Annotated in this window: 15 protein-coding genes and 1 pseudogene; 11 read left to right on the forward strand and 5 right to left on the reverse strand. The window is 69.9% G+C overall.

Annotated features, from left to right (window positions below):
• The 4 genes and pseudogenes from VNT50_RS12695 to mmsB all read left to right on the forward strand — a co-directional run.
• A pseudogene (locus VNT50_RS12695) lies at positions 1-164 on the forward strand (L-ribulose-5-phosphate 4-epimerase); the annotation flags it as partial.
• 144 nt (positions 165-308) lie between these two features.
• A complete protein-coding gene (chvE, locus tag VNT50_RS12700; protein WP_325485473.1) occupies positions 309-1,436 on the forward strand; it encodes a multiple monosaccharide ABC transporter substrate-binding protein in 1,128 nt (375 codons plus the stop codon).
• Between the two features lie 139 nt (positions 1,437-1,575).
• Positions 1,576-3,105, forward strand: coding sequence for a multiple monosaccharide ABC transporter ATP-binding protein (gene mmsA, locus VNT50_RS12705; protein ID WP_325485474.1), 1,530 nt, complete (start codon positions 1,576-1,578; stop codon positions 3,103-3,105).
• Positions 3,106-3,124: 19 nt separating this feature from the next.
• Complete coding sequence (gene mmsB / locus VNT50_RS12710) at positions 3,125-4,354, forward strand: multiple monosaccharide ABC transporter permease (RefSeq protein WP_325485475.1); 1,230 nt, start codon at positions 3,125-3,127, stop codon at positions 4,352-4,354.
• A gap of 103 nt (positions 4,355-4,457) precedes the next feature.
• Here mmsB and VNT50_RS12715 read toward each other — a convergent pair whose 3' ends face one another.
• From VNT50_RS12715 to hrpA, 3 genes are all read right to left on the reverse strand, one after another.
• The gene (locus VNT50_RS12715) at positions 4,458-5,777 is read right to left on the reverse strand and encodes an O-acetylhomoserine aminocarboxypropyltransferase/cysteine synthase family protein (protein ID WP_325485476.1); all 1,320 of its coding nucleotides are present in this window, start codon (positions 5,775-5,777) and stop codon (positions 4,458-4,460) included.
• Between the two features lie 70 nt (positions 5,778-5,847).
• Positions 5,848-6,789 carry a quinone oxidoreductase family protein gene (locus VNT50_RS12720; protein WP_325485477.1) on the reverse strand — a complete coding sequence of 314 codons (942 nt, stop codon included), beginning with the start codon at positions 6,787-6,789 and terminating at the stop codon, positions 5,848-5,850.
• 29 nt (positions 6,790-6,818) lie between these two features.
• Complete coding sequence (gene hrpA / locus VNT50_RS12725; protein ID WP_325485478.1) at positions 6,819-10,751, reverse strand: ATP-dependent RNA helicase HrpA; 3,933 nt, start codon at positions 10,749-10,751, stop codon at positions 6,819-6,821.
• Between the two features lie 54 nt (positions 10,752-10,805).
• Here hrpA and VNT50_RS12730 point away from each other — a divergent pair, with 54 nt between their 5' ends.
• The 3 genes from VNT50_RS12730 (at position 10,806) to VNT50_RS12740 (ending at position 14,382) form a co-directional block, all read left to right on the forward strand.
• Positions 10,806-11,642 (forward strand): aldo/keto reductase, encoded by an 837-nt coding sequence (locus VNT50_RS12730; protein WP_325485479.1) that lies wholly within the window; start codon positions 10,806-10,808, stop codon positions 11,640-11,642.
• A 391-nt stretch (positions 11,643-12,033) separates the two neighbouring features.
• On the forward strand, positions 12,034-12,471 hold the full coding sequence (locus tag VNT50_RS12735; RefSeq protein WP_325485480.1) for an ArsR/SmtB family transcription factor: 438 nt from the start codon (positions 12,034-12,036) through the stop codon (positions 12,469-12,471).
• 9 nt (positions 12,472-12,480) lie between these two features.
• Positions 12,481-14,382: a thioredoxin domain-containing protein gene (locus tag VNT50_RS12740; RefSeq protein WP_325485481.1), complete on the forward strand. Its 1,902-nt coding sequence runs from the start codon at positions 12,481-12,483 to the stop codon at positions 14,380-14,382.
• 10 nt (positions 14,383-14,392) lie between these two features.
• Here VNT50_RS12740 and VNT50_RS12745 read toward each other — a convergent pair whose 3' ends face one another.
• Positions 14,393-15,958 (reverse strand): dolichyl-phosphate-mannose--protein mannosyltransferase, encoded by a 1,566-nt coding sequence (locus tag VNT50_RS12745; RefSeq protein ID WP_325485482.1) that lies wholly within the window; start codon positions 15,956-15,958, stop codon positions 14,393-14,395.
• 24 nt (positions 15,959-15,982) lie between these two features.
• Between VNT50_RS12745 and rsmI the strand changes: the two genes are divergently transcribed.
• From rsmI to VNT50_RS12760, 3 genes are all read left to right on the forward strand, one after another.
• Positions 15,983-16,816 (forward strand): 16S rRNA (cytidine(1402)-2'-O)-methyltransferase, encoded by an 834-nt coding sequence (gene rsmI / locus VNT50_RS12750; protein WP_325485483.1) that lies wholly within the window; start codon positions 15,983-15,985, stop codon positions 16,814-16,816.
• A gap of 92 nt (positions 16,817-16,908) precedes the next feature.
• On the forward strand, positions 16,909-18,549 hold the full coding sequence (metG, locus tag VNT50_RS12755; RefSeq protein ID WP_325485484.1) for a methionine--tRNA ligase: 1,641 nt from the start codon (positions 16,909-16,911) through the stop codon (positions 18,547-18,549).
• A 4-nt stretch (positions 18,550-18,553) separates the two neighbouring features.
• The gene (locus VNT50_RS12760) at positions 18,554-19,480 is read left to right on the forward strand and encodes a TatD family hydrolase (RefSeq protein ID WP_325485485.1); all 927 of its coding nucleotides are present in this window, start codon (positions 18,554-18,556) and stop codon (positions 19,478-19,480) included.
• A gap of 7 nt (positions 19,481-19,487) precedes the next feature.
• Here the strand turns inward: VNT50_RS12760 and VNT50_RS12765 are convergent, their stop codons facing one another.
• Entirely contained in the window at positions 19,488-20,900 is a 1,413-nt protein-coding gene (locus tag VNT50_RS12765) for a sugar porter family MFS transporter (protein ID WP_325485486.1), read from the reverse strand.
• A gap of 234 nt (positions 20,901-21,134) precedes the next feature.
• Between VNT50_RS12765 and rsmA the strand changes: the two genes are divergently transcribed.
• The gene (rsmA, locus tag VNT50_RS12770; RefSeq protein ID WP_325485487.1) at positions 21,135-21,986 is read left to right on the forward strand and encodes a 16S rRNA (adenine(1518)-N(6)/adenine(1519)-N(6))-dimethyltransferase RsmA; all 852 of its coding nucleotides are present in this window, start codon (positions 21,135-21,137) and stop codon (positions 21,984-21,986) included.
• Positions 21,987-22,009 lie beyond the last annotated feature (23 nt).

Here is a 22,009-nt window from a genome sequence, read left to right on the forward strand (position 1 = left end):
TGGTCGAGGATGTCGCCCGTACGGTGCATTTCGCGCGGGAGGCGGGTCCGTTGATCCCGATCCCGCAGGACGCGATAGACGCGCTCTATGACCGGTACCAGAACGTCTACGGACAAACCACCGACGACCGCCGCACGAACCACAAGCAGGGCGCCATCCGATGACCCGCCCGAGCGAGTCCACGCACTTCCCGCGGGAACCCCGCGGGAACCAGGCCTACTGACGGCTCCCCACGGGATCTCGCCGACCAGGCCACAACCGAACATCGCTACCAAGACGACGATGTCCGTAACACGAAAGGAATCACAGTGAAAGCCAAGAAGACACTGCTCGCGGTCGTTGCCGCGGGTGCGCTGTTCCTGTCCGCCTGCTCCGGCGGCGGCTCCGGCGGAGGCGACGGTGGCGAGGGCGGCGGAGACGGCGGCCTCATCGGCGTCGCCATGCCGACCAAGAGCTCGGAGCGCTGGATCCAGGACGGCGACGCCGTCAAGGCGGCGCTCGAGGAGCAGGGCTACACCGTCGACCTGCTGTATGCAGAGGACGACATCCCCACCCAGGTCTCGCAGGTCGAGAACATGATCACGAAGGGCGCCGAGGCGCTCATCATCGCGGCGATCGACGGCACCACGCTCTCGCAGGTGCTCGAGGATGCGGCTGCCGCCGACATCCCCGTCATCGCCTACGACCGCCTGATCCGGGACTCGGAGAACGTCGACTACTACGCGTCGTTCGACAACTTCCTCGTCGGTCAGCAGCAGGCGTGGTCGGTGCTCAACGGCCTCGGACTGACCGAGCTCGACGGAACGCCCATCGAGGGTGCTCCCGCGGGTCCGTTCAACATCGAGCTCTTCGCCGGTTCGCTCGACGACAACAACGCGTTCTTCTTCTTCAACGGCGCCATGGACGTGCTTCAGCCGCTGATCGATGACGGAACGCTCGTGGTCAAGTCGGGTCAGACCGAGATCGAGCAGGTCGCCACGCTCCGCTGGGACGGTGAGACCGCACAGAGCCGCTTGGAGGACATCCTGACCGCCAACTACTCGGACGGCACCACGGTCAACGCGGTGCTCTCGCCCTACGACGGCATCTCGCGCGGCATCATCTCCGCGCTCACCGACGCCGGCTACAGCGTCGGCGAAGGCTGGCCGGTCATCTCGGGTCAGGACGCCGAGATCGACTCGGTGAAGGCGATCAACACCGGCGAGCAGTACGCCACCATCTTCAAGGACACGCGTCAGCTCGCCCAGGTTGCCGTGGACATGGCGGTCGCACTGCTGAACGGCGAGGAGCCCGAGGTCAACAACACGAAGGACTACGACAACGGCGTGAAGGTCGTCCCGTCGTTCCTGCTCGACCCGGTGATCGTCGTCAAGGACAACATCACCGAGCAGCTGGTCGACACCGGCTACTGGACGCAGGAAGAGATCGACGGCTGAACACCGTCCGTCATCGATGAGGGCTAGGCAGCGGTGACGCCGCGTGTCGCGGTCGTGCAGGGAGTACGCTCCACCCACGACCGCGATACGCGGCGGATCCGCCGCTCGTCCTCGTCCCCGCACTGAAGCAGGAGGCACTATGACCGAGCACATCCTCGAGATGCGCGGCATCACCAAGACGTTCCCCGGCGTCAAGGCACTCTCGAACGTGAGCTTGGGAGTGGACCGGGGCGAGGTCCATGCGATCTGCGGTGAGAACGGCGCCGGAAAGTCCACGCTCATGAAGGTGCTCTCCGGGGTGTACCCCCACGGCACCTACGAAGGGGACATCCTCTTCGAGAACGAGATCGTCGAGTTCCGCAACCTCACCGACAGCGAGGCGAAGGGCATCGTGATCATCCATCAGGAGCTGGCGCTCAGCCCGCACCTGTCGATCGCCGAGAACATCTTCCTCAACAACGAGTTGAAGGGCCGCGGTGGCCTGATCGACTGGAACAAGACGAACTTCGAGGCCGGCAAGCTCCTCGCCCGCGTCGGTCTGCGGGAGAACCCCACGACCAAGATCCAGAACATCGGCGTGGGCAAGCAGCAGCTCGTCGAGATCGCGAAGGCGCTGTCGAAGCGAGTGAAGCTGCTGATCCTCGATGAGCCGACGGCGGCGCTCAACGATGAGGACTCCGATCACCTGCTCGATCTGATCCTGCACCTCAAGGGGCAGGGCATCACGTCGATCATCATCAGCCACAAGCTCAACGAGATCAAGAAGGTCGCAGACTCCGTCACGGTCATCCGCGACGGCAAGACCATCGAGACGATCGCGAAGGCGGAGGTCACCGAAGACCGGATCATCCGCGACATGGTGGGTCGCGATCTCGAGCACCGCTACCCCGACCACACCCCCGACATCGGGGAGGAGCTGCTGCGCGTCGAGGACTGGACCGCGTATCACCCGCAGGATTCCACGCGGGTCATGGTGGACAACGTGTCGATCAACGTCAGGGCGGGGGAGATCGTCGGCATCGCCGGGCTCATGGGCGCAGGGCGCACCGAGTTCGCGATGAGCCTGTTCGGGCGAAGCTACGGCTCGAAGATCTCGGGCAAGGTCTATCTTCGCGGCAAGGAGATCAAGACGCGCACGGTCTCGGAAGCCATCGACAACGGCCTCGCCTACGCAACCGAGGACCGCAAGACCTACGGGCTGAACCTCATCGAGGACATCAAGCGCAACATCTCGATGGCCTCGCTGAAGAAGCTCGAATCCGGCGGTCTCGTCAACGACAACGAGGAGTTCAAGGTCGCGAACGAGTACCGCAAGGACCTCAACATCAAGGCGCCGAGCGTGCTGGTCAAGACGGGCAAGCTCTCGGGAGGAAACCAGCAGAAGGTCGTGCTGTCGAAGTGGATCTACTCGGATCCGGAGGTGCTCATCCTCGATGAGCCGACCCGCGGCATCGACGTCGGCGCCAAGTACGAGATCTACGCGATCATCAATCGGCTCGCGGCTGCAGGCAAGGGGATCATCGTGATCTCGTCGGAGCTGCCGGAGCTGCTCGGCATCTCGGATCGCGTCTACGCGATCTCGGAGGGACGCATAACGGGAGAGCTGCCCGTCGAGGACGCGACGCCGGAGGCGGTCCTCAAGCTGATGACAATGGAGAAGCCCCGCTAGCGGCGGCACAAGGAGCGACATGACGAACACCACCGAGTCCACAGCCGTCGGATCGAACATCAACCCCACCGAGAACAAGTTCACGAGCTGGCTCAGCCACGTGCTGAGCGACCTCGGCAAGAACGGCATCTTCATCGCCCTGATCGTGGTGGTGCTGCTGTTCACGGTGCTGACGAACGGCATCCTTCTGCGCCCGCAGAACATCTCCAACCTGGTCGTGCAGAACGGCTACATCCTGGTGCTGGCCATCGGCATGGTGATGGTCATCATCGCGGGTCACATCGACCTGTCGGTCGGGTCGGTAGCGGCATTCATCGGAGCCTGCTCCGGCGTCTTCGCCGTGAACTGGGGCTTGCCCTGGTGGCTCGCCGTGATCCTCTCGCTCGGCATCGGCGCGCTGGTGGGAGCCTGGCAGGGATTCTGGATCGCCTATGTCGGCATCCCGGCCTTCATCGTGACGCTGGCGGGCATGCTGATCTTCCGGGGGCTCGCCCTCGTGGTGCTGGGCAATGCCAATATCGGGTCGTTCCCCACGGAGTACCGGGGCATCGGAAACGGGTTCATCTCCGGCTGGTTCGGTGAGACCGATCCCGACCTGTTCACGCTGGCCATCGGGGCTGCCGCGATCGTGCTGCTGATCGTGCAGCAGCTGCGCACGCGCAACGGGCGCGCCAAGTACGGCCAGGAGGTCGAACCCCTCACATGGTTCGTCATCAAGCTCGCGCTCGTCGCCGTCGCGATCGGGTTCTTCACGTACGCGCTGGCCAGCTACAAGGGCATCCCCGTCACCCTGATCATCCTCGCCGTCCTCGTGCTCGTGTACGGCATCGTGATGAACCGCACGGTGTTCGGACGGCACATCTACGCGATCGGCGGCAACCGTCACGCGGCCGAGCTCTCGGGCGTCAAGACGCGCCGCGTCGACTTCTGGCTGTTCGTCAACATGGGCTTCCTGGCGGCCCTCGCGGGTCTCATGTTCACGGCTCGCCTGAACCTCGCGGGTCCGAAGGCCGGAACCGGATTCGAGCTCGAGGCCATCTCGGCCGCCTTCATCGGTGGGGCCGCGGTGCAGGGCGGCGTCGGCACCATCGGCGGCGCCATCATCGGTGGTCTGATCATCGGTGTGCTGAACAACGGCATGTCGATCATGGGCATCGGCATCGAGTGGCAGCAAGCCGTCAAGGGCCTCGTGCTGCTGCTGGCCGTCGCCTTCGACGTCTACAACAAGCGCCGCTCGGGCGGCCGCTGACCCGCGACGCAGAAGGAGGGAGGGCCGAAGGGGATTCCCTTCGGCCCTCCCTCGTGCGCGGCGGGCGCGCGTCGAGCTCAGGCGATCGTGGCGCGCGTCGAGCTCAGGCGATCGTGGCGAGCGCCGCGCTCAGATCGGCCACGATGTCGGCCGGATCTTCGAGCCCGATCGAGAGCCGCACGGTGGTCGAGGTGATGCCCGCCTCGGCGAGCTGCGCCTCGGTCATGTGGCTGTGCGTCATCGACGCGGGGTGCGCCACGAGGCTCCGGGCGTCGCCGATGTTGGCCACGAGGCGCACGACGTCGAGGCTCTCGATGAACGACTCGACCCGGGTGAAGTCGCCGACCGGGTCTGACGTCGCGTGCAGGTCGAACGAGAAGACGGATGATGCGCCACGGGGCAGGTAGGCCGCAGCGGCATCGTGCCAGGGGCTTGATGGCAGTCCCGGGTGATGCACGCGCGCGACGGCCGGGTGCCCCGCGAGGAAGTGCGCGACGGTCAGCGCCGACGCGGTGTGGCGCTCCATGCGCAGGTCGAGGGTCTCGATGCCCTGCAGGATCTGGAACGCGTTGAAGGCCGAGAGCGACGGGCCCAGGTCGTGCACGTACTTCGTCTTGACGAGCGCGATGTAGGGCGAGCCGCCCTGACCGAACCGATCGACGAGGCTGCCACCAGGCACGCGCGGATACTCCGCGTTCAGCTGCGGCCAGCGCTCCGGGTCGCGCGTGAAGTCGAACGTGCCGAGGTCGACGACGGCGCCGCCGAGCGACGTGCCGTGTCCGCCGAGGAACTTGGTCGCGGAGTGCACGACGATGTCGGCGCCGAACTCCTTCGGCCGCTGCAGGTAGGGGGTCGCGACCGTGTTGTCGATGACGAGGGGCACGCCGGCCTCGTGGGCGAGGTCGGCGATCGGGCGCGCGTCGAGCACCTGCGCGAGCGGGTTCGTGATGGACTCGGCGAAGAGCGCCCGCGTCTGGGGGCGGATCGCCGCGCGCCACGCGCTCAGGTCGTCCTGGTCGACGAAGGCGACCTCGATGCCCCAATCCGCGAACGTGTCCTGCAGCAGATCGATCGTGCCTCCGTACAGCTGCTTCGCGGCGACGATGTGCTCGCCCTGCTTGGCGAGGGCGAGCAGCGCGAGCGCGACCGCAGCCTGGCCCGACGCGACACCCGAGGCCGCGATGCCGTCCTCGAGCGCGGCGATGCGCTCCTCGAAGACGAGCACGGTCGGGTTCGCGGCGCGGCTGTAGATGTTGCCGTCGCGACGCAGGGCGAACAGGTCCCGCGCATCCGAGAGGGAGGCGAATTCGAACGCGTTCGACTGATAGATCGGAGGAACGGCGGTGTTCTGCGTGGTTCCGGGCGTGTATCCCGCCTGGACCTGCGCGGTTGCGAACGCGCGCGTGACGGAGTTCTCGGGCATCCGGCCATTCTCGCGGGAGCGGCCCCACTCTTCATTCCCGTGTGTCGAACTGTTTCGGCCGGACCCGGGCCTACGCGACGAGCGTGACCTTGCCGTCGGCTCCCGCTTCGAGGGCGCCGTGCGCGGCGGCGGCGTCGGCGAGGGCGAAGCTCGGCCCGAGTTCGACCGAGAACGCCCCGGCGGCGATCAGGGCGAGCGTCACCGGCACGGCCTCGGAACGCCAGGCGAGCTGCTGCGCACTCAGGGGCGTCACGACTCCGCCCCCGAAGGCGCGGATGCCCCATCCCGCCGCATCCCGCCCGCGCACGATGGTCGCGATGCGGGTGCGATCGGCGAGGAGTGCGAGCGATGCCTCGATCGCCTCGTCGGTGCCCGCAGCGTCGAGGATTGCGGTCACTCCGCCCGGGGCGGACTCGCGGACACGCTCGACGAGCCCCTGGCCGTACCGCACCGGCGTGGCCCCCAGCGCGCGGACGCGCTCGGCGCGGCGGTCGCTCGTCGTCGCGATGACCGTCGCGCCCCACAGCACGGCGAACTGGATCGCGGCCTGTCCCACGGCGCCCGAACCGGCGTGCACGAGCACGGTGTCACCCGTGCGCACTCCCAGCGAGCGGAGTGCCTGGTAGGCCGTGCCGGCGGGAACGCCGACGGCGGCGCCCTCGGCGGCCGAGACGTTCGCGGGCCTCGGGAAGACGCGGGCGGCCGACACGACGACATCCGTCGCGTACGCTCCGGTCGCGCCGAAGAAGGCGACCGCATCGCCGGGTCGGAAGCCGTCGACGTCCTCGCCGACGGCGGTCACGACGCCCGCACCGTCGGCGCCGACGCGGCGCGGCTCGGTGATGTCGCCGGTGGCACGGAGGCCCTTGCGGAGCTTTCCGTCGACCGGATTGACCCCCGCGGCCTCGACCCGGACCGTGACCTCGCCGGCCCCCGGTGAGGGGTCGGGCACCTCCGTGTACGTCAGGACCTCGGGTCCGCCGAACTCTGTATAGGTGATCGCGTAAGCCATACCGGGGCCAACGAACGCGGCCGGTCGGTCTATTCCCCCCGCAGGGCCTTCGTCACCCGGGGCAGCGAGACGGGCTCGGCCGTGCCGAGGCGCTGGGCGAACAGGCTCACGCGGTACTCCTCGAGAAGCCACCTGGTGCGCTCGAGTACAGCGGAGGCGTCGGGCGGGAGGGGGATCGCACCGCCCGCCTCGACGTAGGCGGCGCTCGCGCGCTCGAACTCCGTCATCCACGCCCGATCGCGGCCGGGGTTCTCGGGCAGTGCGTTCAGGCGCGCGAGCGCGCCGTCGAGATAGCGGGGGAAGTGCGCGAGCCGGGCGAGACCCGTCTGCGACACGAATCCCGGATGCACGAGCCCCGACAGCTGCCCGCGCACATCGTTCAGGGCGCCGAGCAGCGACATGGAGGTGCCCTCCTTGAGCGAGCGCTCGACATCCCGCGCCTTCGTCAGGATGCGGGCGACGAGCGACACGGCGGCGAAGGTCTCATCGACCACGCCGGCCGAGACCGCGTCGCGCACGCGGGCGAATTCGTCCGGAGTGCGCACGATCCCGGTCGGCGCGGTGCGGGCGATGATCGCATCGGCGACCGCGACGCGGCAGTCCTCGATGAGCGCGCGAGCGGACGGGTAAGGGGATGTCGCGAGCGCGAGCTTCTCGGCGGAGGTCAGGTGCTCCTGCACGTAGGCCGTCGGCGAGGCGACCGCGAGCAGCACGAGGCGGCGGATGCCCGCCCGCGACGCGCGTGCGGCGGCCTCGGGCGTGGACTCGACCCTCAGGGCGACGCTCGGCCCTTCGTCCATGAGCGCCGGATATCCGCGCACGACGCCGCCGGCGACCTTCGTATCGACGAGTTCGGGGAGCTCGCCGAAATCCCAGGTCGTGATGCCCGCGCGCTCCAGCGACGAGCGCGCGCCGGCGACGCGATCCGGCCCCGACGGCGGGCCCGAACGCTCCTGCGTGACGGCGCGCTCGATGGAGGAGGCGACGGAGTCCCGCGCCCGCGAAGAGAGGGACCTCTGGAGGGCGGCGAGGTCGCGGTCGTTGCCGACCGCGCGCCCTCGGCCGTCGACGGCGCGGAACGAGGGAAGCAGGTGACCGGGAACCCGATCGAGTTCGAAGTCCGACGCGCTCACCGGCTGATTCGCGGTGCGCTGGACGAGGCGCGCGAGCGCCTCGGCGAGGCTCTGCCGGGGGAGGCCGTCGTGGTGCTCGGGACCGTGTCCGGCGAGCTCTTCGGAGAAGCGCGCCGCCCAGTCGGCCGCGGGCACGACGTGCCGCCGGATCGCCTTGGGCAGGGCACGGAGGAGCCCGGTGACGAGCTCGTCCCGCAGGCCCGGCACCTGCCAGTCGAAGCCGTCGGGGCGCAGGCCCGCCAAGAGGGGGAGCGGCACCACCACGGTGACGCCGTCATCGGGGGCGCCCGGCTCGAAGCGGTACGCAAGCTGCAGCGTCTGGTCGGCCTGGCGCCACCGGGTGGGGAACTCCCGGGCATCCGCCCGCGCGTCGTCGGCGACGAGGTCGGCCTCGCGCATCGTGAGGTGCTTCGGGGTCTCGGGCTCGGCATCCCGCCACCAGCGTTCGAACGAGCGCACGTCGAACACGTCTGCCGGGATGCGCGCGTTGTAGAAGTCGAAGACGGCTTCGTCGCCCACGAGGATGTCGCGGCGGCGCTCCCGCTCCTCGAGCTTCTCGAGCCGGCGGCGCAGCTCGTGGTTGGCCCGCAGAAACGCCGTGAGGCGCTGGTCGATCCGCGACGGGTCCCACTCGCCCTCGACGAGCGCGTGGCGGATGAACAGCTCGCGTGCGCCGGCGCGGTCGATGCGCGCGAACTGGATGCGGCGCCGCGGCACGAGCTCCACGCCGAAGAGCGTGACCTTCTCGAAGGCGACGGCGGCGCCGGCATCCTTCGACCAGTGCGGCTCGCTGACCTGCGTCTTCGCGAGCTCGCCCGCGAGCGACTCGGCCCACGCGGGATCGATCGCGGCGACGGTGCGCGCATAGAGGCGGGAGGTCTCGACGAGCTCGCCCGCCATCACGGCGGCCGGCTTCTTCTTCTTGAGCACGGAGCCGGGGAAGATCGCGAACCGGATGCCGCGCGCGCCGAGGTATTCGGCGCGGTCCCGCGCGCCGCGCGCGCTCGACCGGCCGCTCGCGGCGCTCGCGGCGGCACGCTCGTCGAGCAGGCCGATGTGCGAGAGGAGGCCCGCAAGGATCGCCTTGTGGACGGCGTCGGGGTCGGCCGCGCCGGACTCGGAGCCGGCCGCAGGGCGACGATGACCCGCACCCTTCGGCGCGAGGGAGCGCACCTGGCGATGCACGTCGAACCATTCGCGCACACGCACGTAGTTGAGGTGTTCGGCGCGGCACAGGCGCCGGAAGGCGCTCGAGCCCAGCTCGGACTGCTTCTCCTGCAGGTGGTTCCAGAGATTCAGCAGGGTGAGGAAGTCGCTCGTCGGGTCGGCGAAGCGCGCGTGCAGGCGATCGGCCTCCTCGCGGCGCTCCTCGGGCCGCTCCCGCACGTCCTGGATCGACATCCCCGCCACGATCGGCAGCACCTCGGAAAGCGTGCCATTCGTCGCGGACTCGAGGATCATGCGGGCGAACCGGGGGTCCATGGGCAGGCGTGCCAGGTCGCGGCCGATGTTCGTCAGGCGCGGTGTGCCGCGTCCGGGCGCGATCGCCCCGAGTTCGGTGAGCAGGTCGAAGGCGGCCTTCACTCCCCGCGAGTCGGGCGGTGTGAGGAACGGGAATTCGGTGATGTCGCCGAAGCCGAGGGCGAGCATCTGCAGGATGACGGAGGCCAGGCTCGTGCGCAGGATCTCGGGCTCGGTGAACTCGGGACGGCGCTCGAAGTCCTCCTCGGAGTACAGCCGGATGGCGATGCCGTCGCTCGTGCGCCCCGCGCGACCCGATCGCTGCTGCGCCGAGGCCTGCGAAATCGCCTCGATGGGGAGCTGCTGCACCTTCGAGCGGCTGCTGTAGCGCGAGATGCGGGCCGTGCCCGTGTCGATGACGTAGCGGATGCCGGGGACGGTGAGGCTCGTCTCGGCGACGTTGGTGGCGAGGATGACGCGGCGGCGCACGCCCGCGAGCTTCGAGGGTTCGAAGACCCGATGCTGCTCTGCGGCGCTCAGGCGGCCGAACAGCGGCAGCACCTCGGTCGGGGCGGTGTCTTTCGCGTAGGCGCCGCGCACGGCATCCGCCGCGTCGCGGATCTCGGCCTCGCCCGGAAGGAAGACGAGCACGTCGCCGCGGGCCTCTCGGTCGAGTTCGCGGAGTGCGGCGACGATCGCGTCGACGTCGTCGGGCGCTTCGTCCCGCTTCGCCCGCTCGGTGGCCGGGTCCGCCGAATCGGCGGGCCCGCGGTAGCGGATCTCGACGGGATATGTGCGCCCCGACACCTCGATGATCGGCGCGGGGGCGCCATCGGAGGCTGCGAAGTGCCGTGCGAAGGCCTCGGGGTCGATCGTTGCGGAGGTGATCACGACCTTCAGGTCGGGGCGTTCGGGCAGGATGCGGCGGAGGTACCCGAGCAGGAAGTCGACGTTGAGCGAGCGCTCGTGCGCCTCGTCGATGATGATCGTGTCGTAGCGGCGCAGAAGACGGTCGCGGTGGATCTCGTTGAGCAGGATGCCGTCGGTCATGAGCGTGACGCGGGTGTCTTCGGTGACCTTGTCGGTGAAGCGCACCTTGTAGCCGACGACGCCGCCGAGCGGCACGTCGAGCTCGTCGGAGATGCGCTCGGCGATCGTGCGCGCCGCGAGTCGCCGCGGCTGCGTGTGCGCGATGCGCTCGCGGCCGAGTTCGAGGCAGATCTTCGGCAGCTGGGTCGTCTTGCCCGACCCGGTCGCCCCGGCCACGATCACGACCTGGTGCTCGCGGATGGCGCGCGCGATGTCGTCCCGCCGGGCGCTGACGGGCAGCTCCGGAGGGTACGTGATGAGGGGCGCGGGCGAAGGCATAGCCCTCCATCGTAAGACCGCGAGTGCCGCACGGCGCCGTCGTAGGGTGGTGGGATGAGCATCCCCGCACTTCCGATGAACTCCGGCTTCGACATCCCTCAGCTTGGATACGGCGTATTCAAGGTGCCGCCGGCCGCCACCGAGCGGGCGGTGACCGAAGCGCTGAGCGTCGGCTACCGCCACATCGACACCGCCGCGATCTACGGCAACGAGGAGGGTGTCGGCGCCGCGATCGGCGCGAGCGGCATCCCGCGCGACGAGCTTTTCATCACCACCAAGCTGTGGAACGACCGGCACGAGGGCGACGAGCCCCGCGCCGCGATCGGCGAGAGCCTCGAAAAGCTCGGGCTCGATCGCGTCGATCTCTACCTCGTGCACTGGCCGACTCCCGCGAAGGACAACTACGTGCACGCGTGGGAGGCGCTCATCGGCCTGCGCGACGCGGGCCTGGCCCGCACGATCGGCGTGTCGAACTTCCTCGTTCCGCACCTCGAGCGGATCGTCGCCGAGACCGGCGTCACCCCCGCCGTCGACCAGATCGAGCTGCACCCGCGGTACCAGCAGCGCGAGGTCGTCGCGTGGGCGCACGAGCACGGCGTGCTCATCGAGGCGTGGGGGCCGCTGGGTCAGGGCAAGTACGATCTGGCGGGCATCCCGGCGATCGACGAGGCCGCGTCGGCTCACGGCAAGTCGCCCGCTCAGGTGGTGCTGCGCTGGCACCTGCAGAAGGGCAACATCGTGTTCCCGAAGTCGGTGCGCGTCGAGCGGCTGCGCGAGAATCTGGATGTCTTCGACTTCGAGCTCTCTTCGCGCGAGGTCGCGGCGATCGACGACCTCGACCCGGGCGACGGCTCGGGCCGCGTGAGCGCCCACCCCGACGAAGTGAACTGAGGGCTGCGGGGTCGCGTTCCCGGTGGCCCCGCCGCCGAACCTGAGAGTCGGGATTTCCGTGTTCCCGTTTCACGTACTCAAGTCTGCGTCTGTGCACACGCAGACTCGAGCACGGCGTTGATGCGCAGTTCTCAAGTCTGCGTTGCGTCGTTCTCAAGTCTGCGTTGCGTGGTTCTCAAGTCTGCGTGTGTGTTCGCGCAGACTTGAGAAGCGAAATCGTCGACAGCGGAGCGGCGGCTCTCAGGTTCGGCAGAGCGGGGGTTCGGGAGAGCGGGCGGCACGCAGGTCCTCCTGGACCGGCGCATCCTCCACAGGCACCCGCCGACCACGGAGAACCCCCAACCTCGGGCGGGTCCCGAAACCCGCCCACCCTTCGGGGTAGCGTCGGCGCATGCATCCGTTCGAAGTCATGGCGGAACCCATTCGCCGCCGCATCGTGGAGATCGTCGCGGTGGGCGAGCATCCGTCCACCGTCATCATCGATGCGATTCGGCAGGAGTTCACGGTCACGTCCGCAGCCGTGTCCCACCACCTGCGCGTCCTCCGCGAGAACGGCTGGGTCGACGTGCGTCATGACGAGAATCAGCGGCTCTACGTGCTGTCCGAGTCGGGCATCCGCAGCCTCTCCCGTGACGTCAAGCGCCTGCGGCGGCTCTGGAAGAACCGGCTCGGATGGCGGCTTCCCGGCGATCCGGCCACGGCGGGCATGCTGCCCTACATCCACACCGAGCCATCGCGCGGCACGCGGCGCGGGCTGCGCGGCAAGCATCCCGACGGGTTCACCGTGGCGACGCACCGGCGCCGAGACGCCCTGCGCAGGGGCGCGTAGCCTGGACGGATGGCGTCACGTCTGGCCGCATCCGCGAGTCCGTATCTGCGCGCCCACGCGGACAATCCGGTGGCGTGGTTCCCGTGGGGCCCCGAGGCGTTCGCCGAGGCCACGCGCCGCGACGTGCCGGTGCTCGTCTCGATCGGCTACTCGACGTGTCACTGGTGCCATGTCATGGCTCGCGAGTCGTTCTCCGACGCCGCCACGGCCGATGCCATCAACCGCGGATTCGTGGCGGTGAAGGTCGACCGGGAGGAGCATCCCGAGGTCGACGCGGCCTACATGGCCGCCGCCGGCGCGTTCACACGCAACCTCGGCTGGCCCCTCACGGTCTTCACGACACCGGCCGGCCACCCCTTCTTCGCGGGCACTTATTGGCCACCGCAACAGCGGCCGCCGCTGCCGTCCTTCACGCAGGTGCTCGACGCGGTCGTCGCGGCCTGGACCGAGCGGCGCGCCGACGTCGAGGGCACGTCCGCCCAGCTCGCCGGCGCGCTCGCCACCCTCGGGGAGCCCACCGGCGGCACCGAAGTCGCCCCGGCACTCGATCAGCTCGCGACCGCCGCCCGCAGGCTCGCCGAGGTCGAGGATGCCGAGTTCGGCGGCTTCGCCACCCCCGGGGCTCCGGTCGAGACACCCAAGTTCCCGACCGTGCCCGCCTTGCGCTTCCTCCAGGCCCCGGCACTCGCCGATGCCGCACCCGAGGCATCCGCCGTCGCGGGGCGCGCGCTCTCGGCGATGATCGCGTCACCGCTTCGCGACCCCGTCGACGGCGGGTTCTTCCGGTACGCGACCCGCCGCGACTGGACCGTGCCGCACTACGAGCGCATGCTCACCGACAACGCCGGCCTCATCGACGTCGCTCTCGACGCGGGAAAGGATGCCGAGGCCGCCGCCATCGCCCGCTTCCTCATCGACTCCCTGCAGCAGCCCTCCGGAGGATTCGGGGCCGCACAGGATTCCGAGTCGTGGATCGACGGCGCGCGCAGCGAGGGCGGCTACTACGCACGGGATGCCGCGGGCCGCGAGCCGCTGCAGCCGCCGGCCGTCGACGGCAAGGTCATCACCGGCTGGAACGGTATGGCGATCGGCGCGCTCGCGCGCGCGGGCACGCGCCTCGGGGACGACGCGCTGATCGACGCCGCGCGGCGGGCCACCGACGCCGTGCTCGAGAACAACGTCGCGCCGGACGGCCGGCTCATCCGCGCCTCACTCGACGAGATCGCATCACGCGCTCCCGCGACCCTCGAGGACTACGCCCTGCTCGCCGACGGGCTGCTCGCGCTGGCGGTCGCGGCGGGGGAGCCCGCGTACGCGGTGCGCGCGAGGGCGATCGTGGATGCCGTCGCCCCGGGCGCCGCGCAGGGCTCCGAAAGCACCGCAGGCCGCGACGCCCCCGCGCACGGAGCAGACGAAGTGTCGCGCGACCCGGTGCTCGCAGCGCAGGGCCTCCGTGCTCCGGCTGACGAGAGCGACGGCGACCACCCTTCGGGCCGGTCGGCGCTGGCCGGAGCCGCGCTCGGACTCTGGCTCCTCGGTGCCGGCGAACGGTACCGGGCGGTGGCCGACGCGCTCGTGCGCCAGGGCGCCGCGGCATCCCTCGCCCAGCCGATCGCGCATGGATCGCTGCTGCGGGTCGCCTGTGCCCTCGCGACGGCGCCGCGACAGCTGGTCGTCGTGACGCCCGACTCCCGGCATCCGCTCGATGTGCCGAGCGTGCTGGAGCCCGCTCGCCGTGCGCGCACCGATGTCACCGCGATCGTGACCGACGCCGCCGCTGCCGAATTCGCGCGCGAGGGCTTCGCGCTGTTCGAGGAGAAGGCGTCGCGGCACGGAGCGCCGACGGCGTACGACTGCCGGTCGTTCGCGTGCCGCCTCCCGACGACCGACCCGGCGGAGCTCGACGGCTGAAGGGCGCGGCCTAGATCCAGGTCGGCGTCCAGTTGTGGAGGCGCCAGAAGTCGTACGGCACCTCCATCCCGGTCCAGACCGGGTAGTAGAACGCCGAGACCAGCGTCACGACCGCGAGGAAGACGACCACGACGCCCTGTCCGGATGCGCGCCGGTACCTGGGCGCGCCGGGCGCGCCGGCCACGTCCCGCAGGGCGAACATGAGCGCGAGGAGCATGAACGGGAGGATCGCGATCGTATAGAACTGGAAGATCGTGCGCTGGGGGTAGAGCAGCCACGGCACGTAGGTGATGGCGACCCCGGTCAGCACCGCGGCGTACCGCCAGTCCCTCGAGCGGACGAACCGGTAGACGAGGTAGAGCACCGCCGCGACGCCGGCGAACCAGATCAGCGGATTGGGAACGCTCGAGATCGCCTGCACGCAGCTGCTCGGCGCGCCGCATCCGTCCTCGCCGAAGGGCACGCTGTGCCAGTACATCGACGTCGGGCGCACCAGGAACGGCCACTGCCACGCCGGGCTCGCGTAGCCGTGTCCCGTCGTGAGCCCGACGTGGAAGGCGTAGATCGCCTCGTGGTACTTCCAGAGCGCCACGAACGGATTGGGGTCACCGTCTCGCGCATAGCCGCCCGATGTCACGAGCCACCCGGTCCACGACGCGAGGTACACGACGGCCGCGAGGGGGACGAGCAGCAGGAAGGTGACCGGGCCCTGGCGCAGGATGGCGTCGGTCGGCCAGTACGCGATCCCGGCGCGGCGGCGGGCCACCGCGTCGGTCACCACGAGGTAGACACCCAGCCCCGCGAGCGCGTAGAGCCCCGACCACTTGACGGCCGTCGCCGCGCCGAGCGCGACGCCCGCCGCGAGGATCCAGGGGCGATTCCACAGCACGGGGCCCCAGCGCACCTCATGGCGTGCGCTGCGCGCGCCGACCGTGGCGGCGATGCGGGTGAGCATTCGCTCGCGGTCGAGGAGCACGAACCAGAAGGCGACGAGCACGAGGAGCATGAGCGCATTGTCGAGCAGCGCGACGCGGCTCATCACGATCGCCAGACCGTCGATCGCCATCAGGAACGCCGCGATGGCCGCGAACAAGGTCGAGCCGCCGAGGCGCTTCGCGACGAAGTACAGCACCAGCACGGCCGCGGTGCCGACGAGCGCGGTCGTGACGCGCCATCCGAAACCCGATCCGGGCCCGAACGCCACCATGCCGAGCGCGATCAGCCACTTGCCGAGCGGCGGGTGCACGACGAAGCTGCCATCGGTGCGGAAGACGTCGACGTCGCCGGCGAGGAAGCTCTCGTTGGCCTGATCGGGCCAGGATGCCTCGTACCCGAGGTTCAGGAGGGTCCAGGCATCCTTGATGTAGTACGTCTCGTCGAAGACGAGCTCGTGCGGATGCGCGAGGTTCGCGAGTCGCAGAACCCCCGCGAACGCCGTGATGAGCGCCGGCACGAGCCACGCGACCAGCCGGTGGCGACGGGGATCGGCGAGCAGCGCGTCACGCCAGCGTTCCCAGACCGTACCGCGCTCCGGGAGCAGGGGGTCCGGCACCTGCTGCTCGGAGGTCGATGTCACGGGGTCAAGCCTATGCTGGGGCCCGTGATCATCCTCGCGGCGACCCCCATCGGCAACCTGGGCGACGCTTCGCCCCGCCTCGTCGCGGCGCTCGAGGCGGCCGAGATCATCGCCGCCGAGGACACGCGCACGACCCAGCGGCTGCTCGCGGGCCTCGGCGTTGTGAACAGGCCGCGCCTCATCGCCCTGCACGACCACAACGAGAAGCAGAAGGCGGCGGAGATCGCCGAGCTGGCCGAGACGACGGATGTCGTCGTGCTGAGCGACGCCGGCATGCCCACGGTCAGCGACCCCGGGTTCGGCGTCGTGGCCGCGGCGGCGGAGCGCGGCGTTCCCGTGACCGCGATCCCCGGGCCGAGCGCGGTCGTGACCGCCCTGGCCGTGTCGGGCCTGCCGACCGACCGCTTCACGTTCGAGGGGTTCCTGCCCCGCAAGCCGGGCGAGCGCCGGGCGGCGCTCGCCGCACTGGCGCGCGAGCCGCGCACGATGGTGTTCTTCGAATCGCCGGCCCGTCTCGCGGCATCCCTCGCCGACATGGCCGGCGCGCTGGGCGCTGAGCGCCGCGTCGCGGTGTGCCGGGAGCTCACCAAGTTCTATGAAGAGGTGCGCCGGGGGACCGCCGCCGAGCTCGTCGCGTGGGCCGAAGCGGGCGTGAGGGGCGAGATCTGCATCGTCGTGGAGGGCGCGGTCGCCGCCCAGGTCGTCTTCCCCGACGCGGTGACCCACGTGCTCGATCTCGTGCGCGAGGGGACGCGCCTGAAGGATGCCGCCACGGAGGTCGCTCGCCAGACCGGCCACCCGAGCCGCGAGCTCTACCAGGCCGCCCTCACCGCGCGCGCGCCCGCCACCGGCCCCTGAGCGCGCTTCGTCTCGCCGTCGGCTCGCTCAACGACCGCGCGGCGCCGACACACGTGCCGGAGGCGGCATCCGCCCGCCGTAGAATCGAGCGCATGCCCAACGGCGAATCCTTCTACATCACGACGCCGATCTACTATCCGAGCGACGTCCCCCACATCGGCCACGGCTACACGACCGTGGCGGTGGACGCGCTCGCGCGCTGGCACCGCCAGGCAGGCGATGACACCTGGATGCTGACGGGCACCGACGAGCACGGCCAGAAGATGATCCGCGCCGCCGCGGCGAACGGCGCGACGCCCCAGGAGTGGGTGGACCGCCTGGTCGCCGAGTCGTGGCATCCGCTGCTCGAGACCCTCGACATCGCGAACGACGACTTCATCCGCACGACGCAGCCGCGCCACGAGGAGCGCGTGCGCGCCTTCGTGCAGGCGATCTACGACCGCGGCTACATCTACGCCGGCGAGTACGAGGCGCTCTACTGCGTGGGCTGCGAGGAGTTCAAGCCCGAGAACGAGATCGTCGACGGCACGGGCGCCTTCGAAGGCCTCAAGGTGTGCGCGATCCACTCGAAGCCCCTCGAGCTGCTGCAGGAGAAGAACTACTTCTTCAAGCTGAGCGAGTTCCAGGACCGGCTGCTCGCGCTGTACCGGGACGTGCCCGACTTCGTGCGCCCCGAGTCCGCGAAGAACGAGGTCGTCTCGTTCGTCTCGCAGGGGCTCAAAGACCTGTCGATCTCGCGGTCGACGTTCGACTGGGGCATCACCGTGCCGTGGGACGAGTCCCACGTCATCTACGTGTGGATCGACGCCCTGCTCAACTACGCGACGGCGGTGGGCTACGGCTCCGACCCCGAGCAGTTCGAGCGGCGCTGGCCGGCGGTCCACGTCGTGGGCAAAGACATCCTGCGCTTCCATGCCGTCATCTGGCCCGCCATGCTGATGGCCGCGGGCCTCGACGTGCCCCGCACCGTGTTCGCCCACGGCTGGCTGCTCGTCGGCGGCGAGAAGATGTCGAAGTCGAAGCTCACCGGCATCGCCCCGGCCGAGATCACCGACGTCTTCGGCTCCGACGCCTACCGCTTCTACTTCCTCTCGGCGATCGCGTTCGGCCAGGACGGCTCGTTCTCGTGGGAAGACCTGTCGGCCCGCTACCAGGCGGAGCTCGCGAACGGCTTCGGCAACCTCGCCTCGCGCACGGTCGCGATGATCGAGCGGTACTTCTCGGGGCTCGTGCCGCCGGCGGGGGAGTACACGGCGCGCGACCTCGAGATACAGAAGATCGTCGCGGATGCCGCATCCGGCGCCGACGCCGCCATCGGGCGTTTCGCGATCCAGGATGCGATCGAGCGCATCTGGACGATCGTGGACGCCCTCAACGGCTACATCACGGAGAACGAGCCGTGGGCGCTCGCCAAGCGCCGTCCTGAGCCTGTCGAAGGGCGCCGTCCTGAGCCTGTCGAAGGGGGCGGCTCCGAAGGGGGGGACACCCAGCGCGGCCGCCTCGGCACCGTGCTCTACACGTGCGCCGAGGGCCTCCGCGCGCTCACCGTGCTGCTCTCGCCCTTCATGCCGGTCTCGACCGAGAAGCTGTGGATCGCCCTCGGCGCGGCCGAGACGCTGGGTCGCCTCCACGAGCAGCCGATCCGCGACGCGGGGACGTGGGGGATCCTCCGCCCGGGCACGAGCGTCAACGGGCTCGCCCCGCTCTTTCCCCGTGTGGAAGCCACGGTCTGATCCGGTGACCGGCGATCCCAGCCAGTACGTCCGCGAGCGCTCGAAAGAGGGACGCGACGTGCGCTACCCCGCCGCGCCCGAACCCCTCCCGGTGCCGCTGTACGACAACCACGCGCACCTCGAGATCGCCGACGGCCCTTCGACCCTTCGACAGGCTCAGGACGGCGCGGGCTCAGGGACCGGGGGGTTGAGTCTGGCGGAGCAGCTCGATCGTGCGCTGGCGGTCGGCGTGCACGGCGTCGTGCAGGCGGGAGGAGACATCGAGTCGTCGCGCTGGTCGGCGGATGCCGCGGCATCCCACCCCCGCGTTCTCGCCGCCGTCGCGATCCACCCGAACGAGGCGCCCGCGTACGCGGCGGCCGGCGAGCTGGCGAACGCGATCGCGGTGATCGACGAGCTCGCCGCGCGCCCGCGCGTGCGCGCGATCGGCGAGACGGGCCTCGACTTCTTCCGCACGGGCGCGGAAGGCCTTCCGGCGCAGTTCGAGAGCTTCGAGGCGCACATCGCGCTGGCGAAGAAGCACGAGCTCGCCATGCAGATCCACGACCGCGACGCCCATGACGCCGTGCTCGAGACGCTCGCGCGCGTCGGGGCACCCGCCCGCACGGTGTTCCACTGCTTCAGCGGCGACGCGGAGATGGCGCGCGTGTGCGCGGAGGCGGGCTATTACCTCTCCTTCGCGGGCAATGTGACGTTCAAGAACGCTCAGAACCTGCGTGACGCGCTGAAGGCCACGCCGCGCGAGCGCATCCTGGTCGAGACGGATGCCCCGTTCCTGACGCCGGAGCCGACCCGCGGGCGGCCGAACGCGCCGTACCTCATTCCCCACACCGTGCGCTTCATGGCCGCACAGGTCGACGTTCCGCTCGATGAGTTCTGCGCCCAGCTCGCGGCGAACACGCTCGCGGTCTACGGCGCTTTCGACGCCTGAGCGGCGGTTATTCCGACATCGACTCGAGGGTGCGACCCTTCGTCTCCCGTACGAACCTGATGACGAAGAGGATGGCGACGAGCGCGAAGAACGTGTAGACGCCGTAGGCGAGACCGAGCCCGACCGCGGCGAGCGAGGGGAAGGTCGTCGAGATGATGAAGTTGGCCACCCATTGCGCGGCCGCAGCGACGGAGAGCGCGACGGCGCGGATGCGGTTGCTGAACATCTCGCCGAGGAGCACCCAGACCACGGGACCCCAGGACGCCCCGAAGAAGACGACGTAGAGGTTCGCGGCGATGAGCGCGGTCGTGCCCACGGCTCCGTCCAGGACCGGCTCGCCGCCCACGACGGGAGCCGTCGCGAAGATCACGCAGAGCGCTCCCAGGCAGAGGAACTGGCCGATCGCGCCCACGAGCAGAAGCGGCCGGCGCCCGACCCTGTCGATGAGCAGAATCGCGACGACGGTCGTGACGATGTTCGTCACCGATGTGATGACCGTGATCGTGAGCGAGTCCGATTCGGTGAATCCCACCGCCTGCCACAGCACGGTGGAGTAGTAGAAGATCACATTGATCCCCGTGAACTGCTGCAGAACGGAGAGCCCGATGCCGACCCAGACGATGGGGAGGACGCCGAACTTCGGTCCCTTGAGGATCGATAGCCGGACGCGGTCCGGCTTGCCCTGCACGGTCTTGAGAATGTCCGTCGTGGTCTTCTCGACGTTCCCGCCGACGTAGCGCGTCAGCACGTCGCGTGCGCGCGACATATCGCCCTTCGCGATGAGGAAGCGAGGGGACTCGGGGATCGTGAGGGCGAGGCCCCCGTAGATCACCGCCGGCACGAGGGCGGAGAGGAACATCCACCGCCAGGCCTCCAGGCCCAGCAGCCACGGCGCCGTCGCCGTGCCGGCCGCCGCGACGATGCCGGCGTCGGTCAGGAGCGCGACGAAGATGCCGGTCACGATCGCCAGCTGCTGAAGGGAGCCCAGCCGTCCGCGGTAGGCAGGAGGCGACACCTCGGCGATGTAGGCGGGGGCGATCACGGACGCGGCTCCGATCCCGAGGCCGCCGACAATGCGCCAGAAGGACAGATCCCAGATGCTGAAGGCCAGCCCGCATCCGATCGAACTCACGATGAACAGCGCGGAGGCGATCAGCATGACGCGGATGCGTCCGTACCGGTCGGCGATCCGGCCGGCGAACCAGGCGCCGACGGCGCACCCGAGCAGGGCCGACGCCACGGCGAAGCCGAGCAGGACGGGCCCCGCGTTGAACTGCTCGCCGACCGCGGCGACCGCTCCGTTGATGACGGCGGTGTCGTAGCCGAACAGGAAGCCGCCCAGGGCGGCGGTGGCGGCGACCAGGACGACCCTCGCGATGGGAACGGTCACCTCTGACGACGGTGCCGGTGACGATGTCATGCGGTCCTCCTCGATCGCGGTGCGCACGTGCGTGCGCGTGCGGCACATCCTCCCGACGTGCCCGGGACGTGTCAAGCGGCCGCGCGGTCCGGCCGCACCGCCGTCGTTCCCCGCCGGTGCCCGTGCCGGGACGGCGGAGCGGTTGCCGATACGATGAACCGGGTCCTCCCGCACGCAGCCGGCACCGGGGGAACAGCCTCGCGCGCAGCCGCGGATGAACGGGATCGAGGACGCATGGCGGTGACACTGCTCGGCGCCTCCGAGATCCGGCGTCTGGCGGCGGATCTCGATGTGATTCCCACCAAGAAGCTCGGGCAGAACTTCGTCGTCGACGCGAACACCGTGCGCCGCATCGTTCAGGTCGCGGGCGTGCGGGCGGGAGAGAGCGTCGTCGAGGTCGGCCCGGGGCTCGGGTCGCTGACCCTCGCCATTCTCGAGGCCGGCGCCTCCGTCACCGCGGTGGAGATCGACCACCGCCTCGCCGAGCGGCTCACGCACACCGCCGCCGCCCACGGCGCGTCATCCGACGCGCTGCGCGTCGTGGATGCCGACGCGCTCCGCGTCACCGAACTGCCGGGCGACCCGACGGTGCTCGTCGCGAACCTGCCGTACAACGTGTCGGTGCCCGTGCTCCTGCATTTCCTCGAGACGTTCCCGAGCCTGCAGCGAGGTGTCGTCATGGTGCAGGCGGAGGTCGGCGAGCGGCTCGCCGCCCCGCCGGGATCGAAGACCTACGGCGCTCCCAGTGTCAAGGCCGCCTGGTACGGACCGTGGCGGCTCGCCGGCAACGTGTCGCGGCAGGTGTTCTGGCCGGTGCCCAACGTCGACAGCGTGCTCGTGGCTTTCGAGCGGGCCGCCGCGCCGTTCGGTTCGGAAGACGAGCGCACGCGCACGTTCCAGATCGTGGATGCCGCGTTCCAGCAGCGCCGCAAGATGCTGAGACAGGCGCTCTCGGCGGTGCTGGGCGGCAGCGCCGCCGAGGCATCCGCCGTCTTGCAGACCGCCGGGGTCGCTCCCACCGCGCGCGGCGAAGAGCTCGGAGTCGCCGAGTTCTTCGCGATCGCGCGCGCCCTGCCCTCGCTCTGACGACGATCCGGCTTCGAAACGTG

The sequence above is a fragment of the Microbacterium sp. genome, assembly GCF_035554235.1.
Classification (GTDB): Bacteria; Actinomycetota; Actinomycetes; order Actinomycetales; family Microbacteriaceae; genus Microbacterium.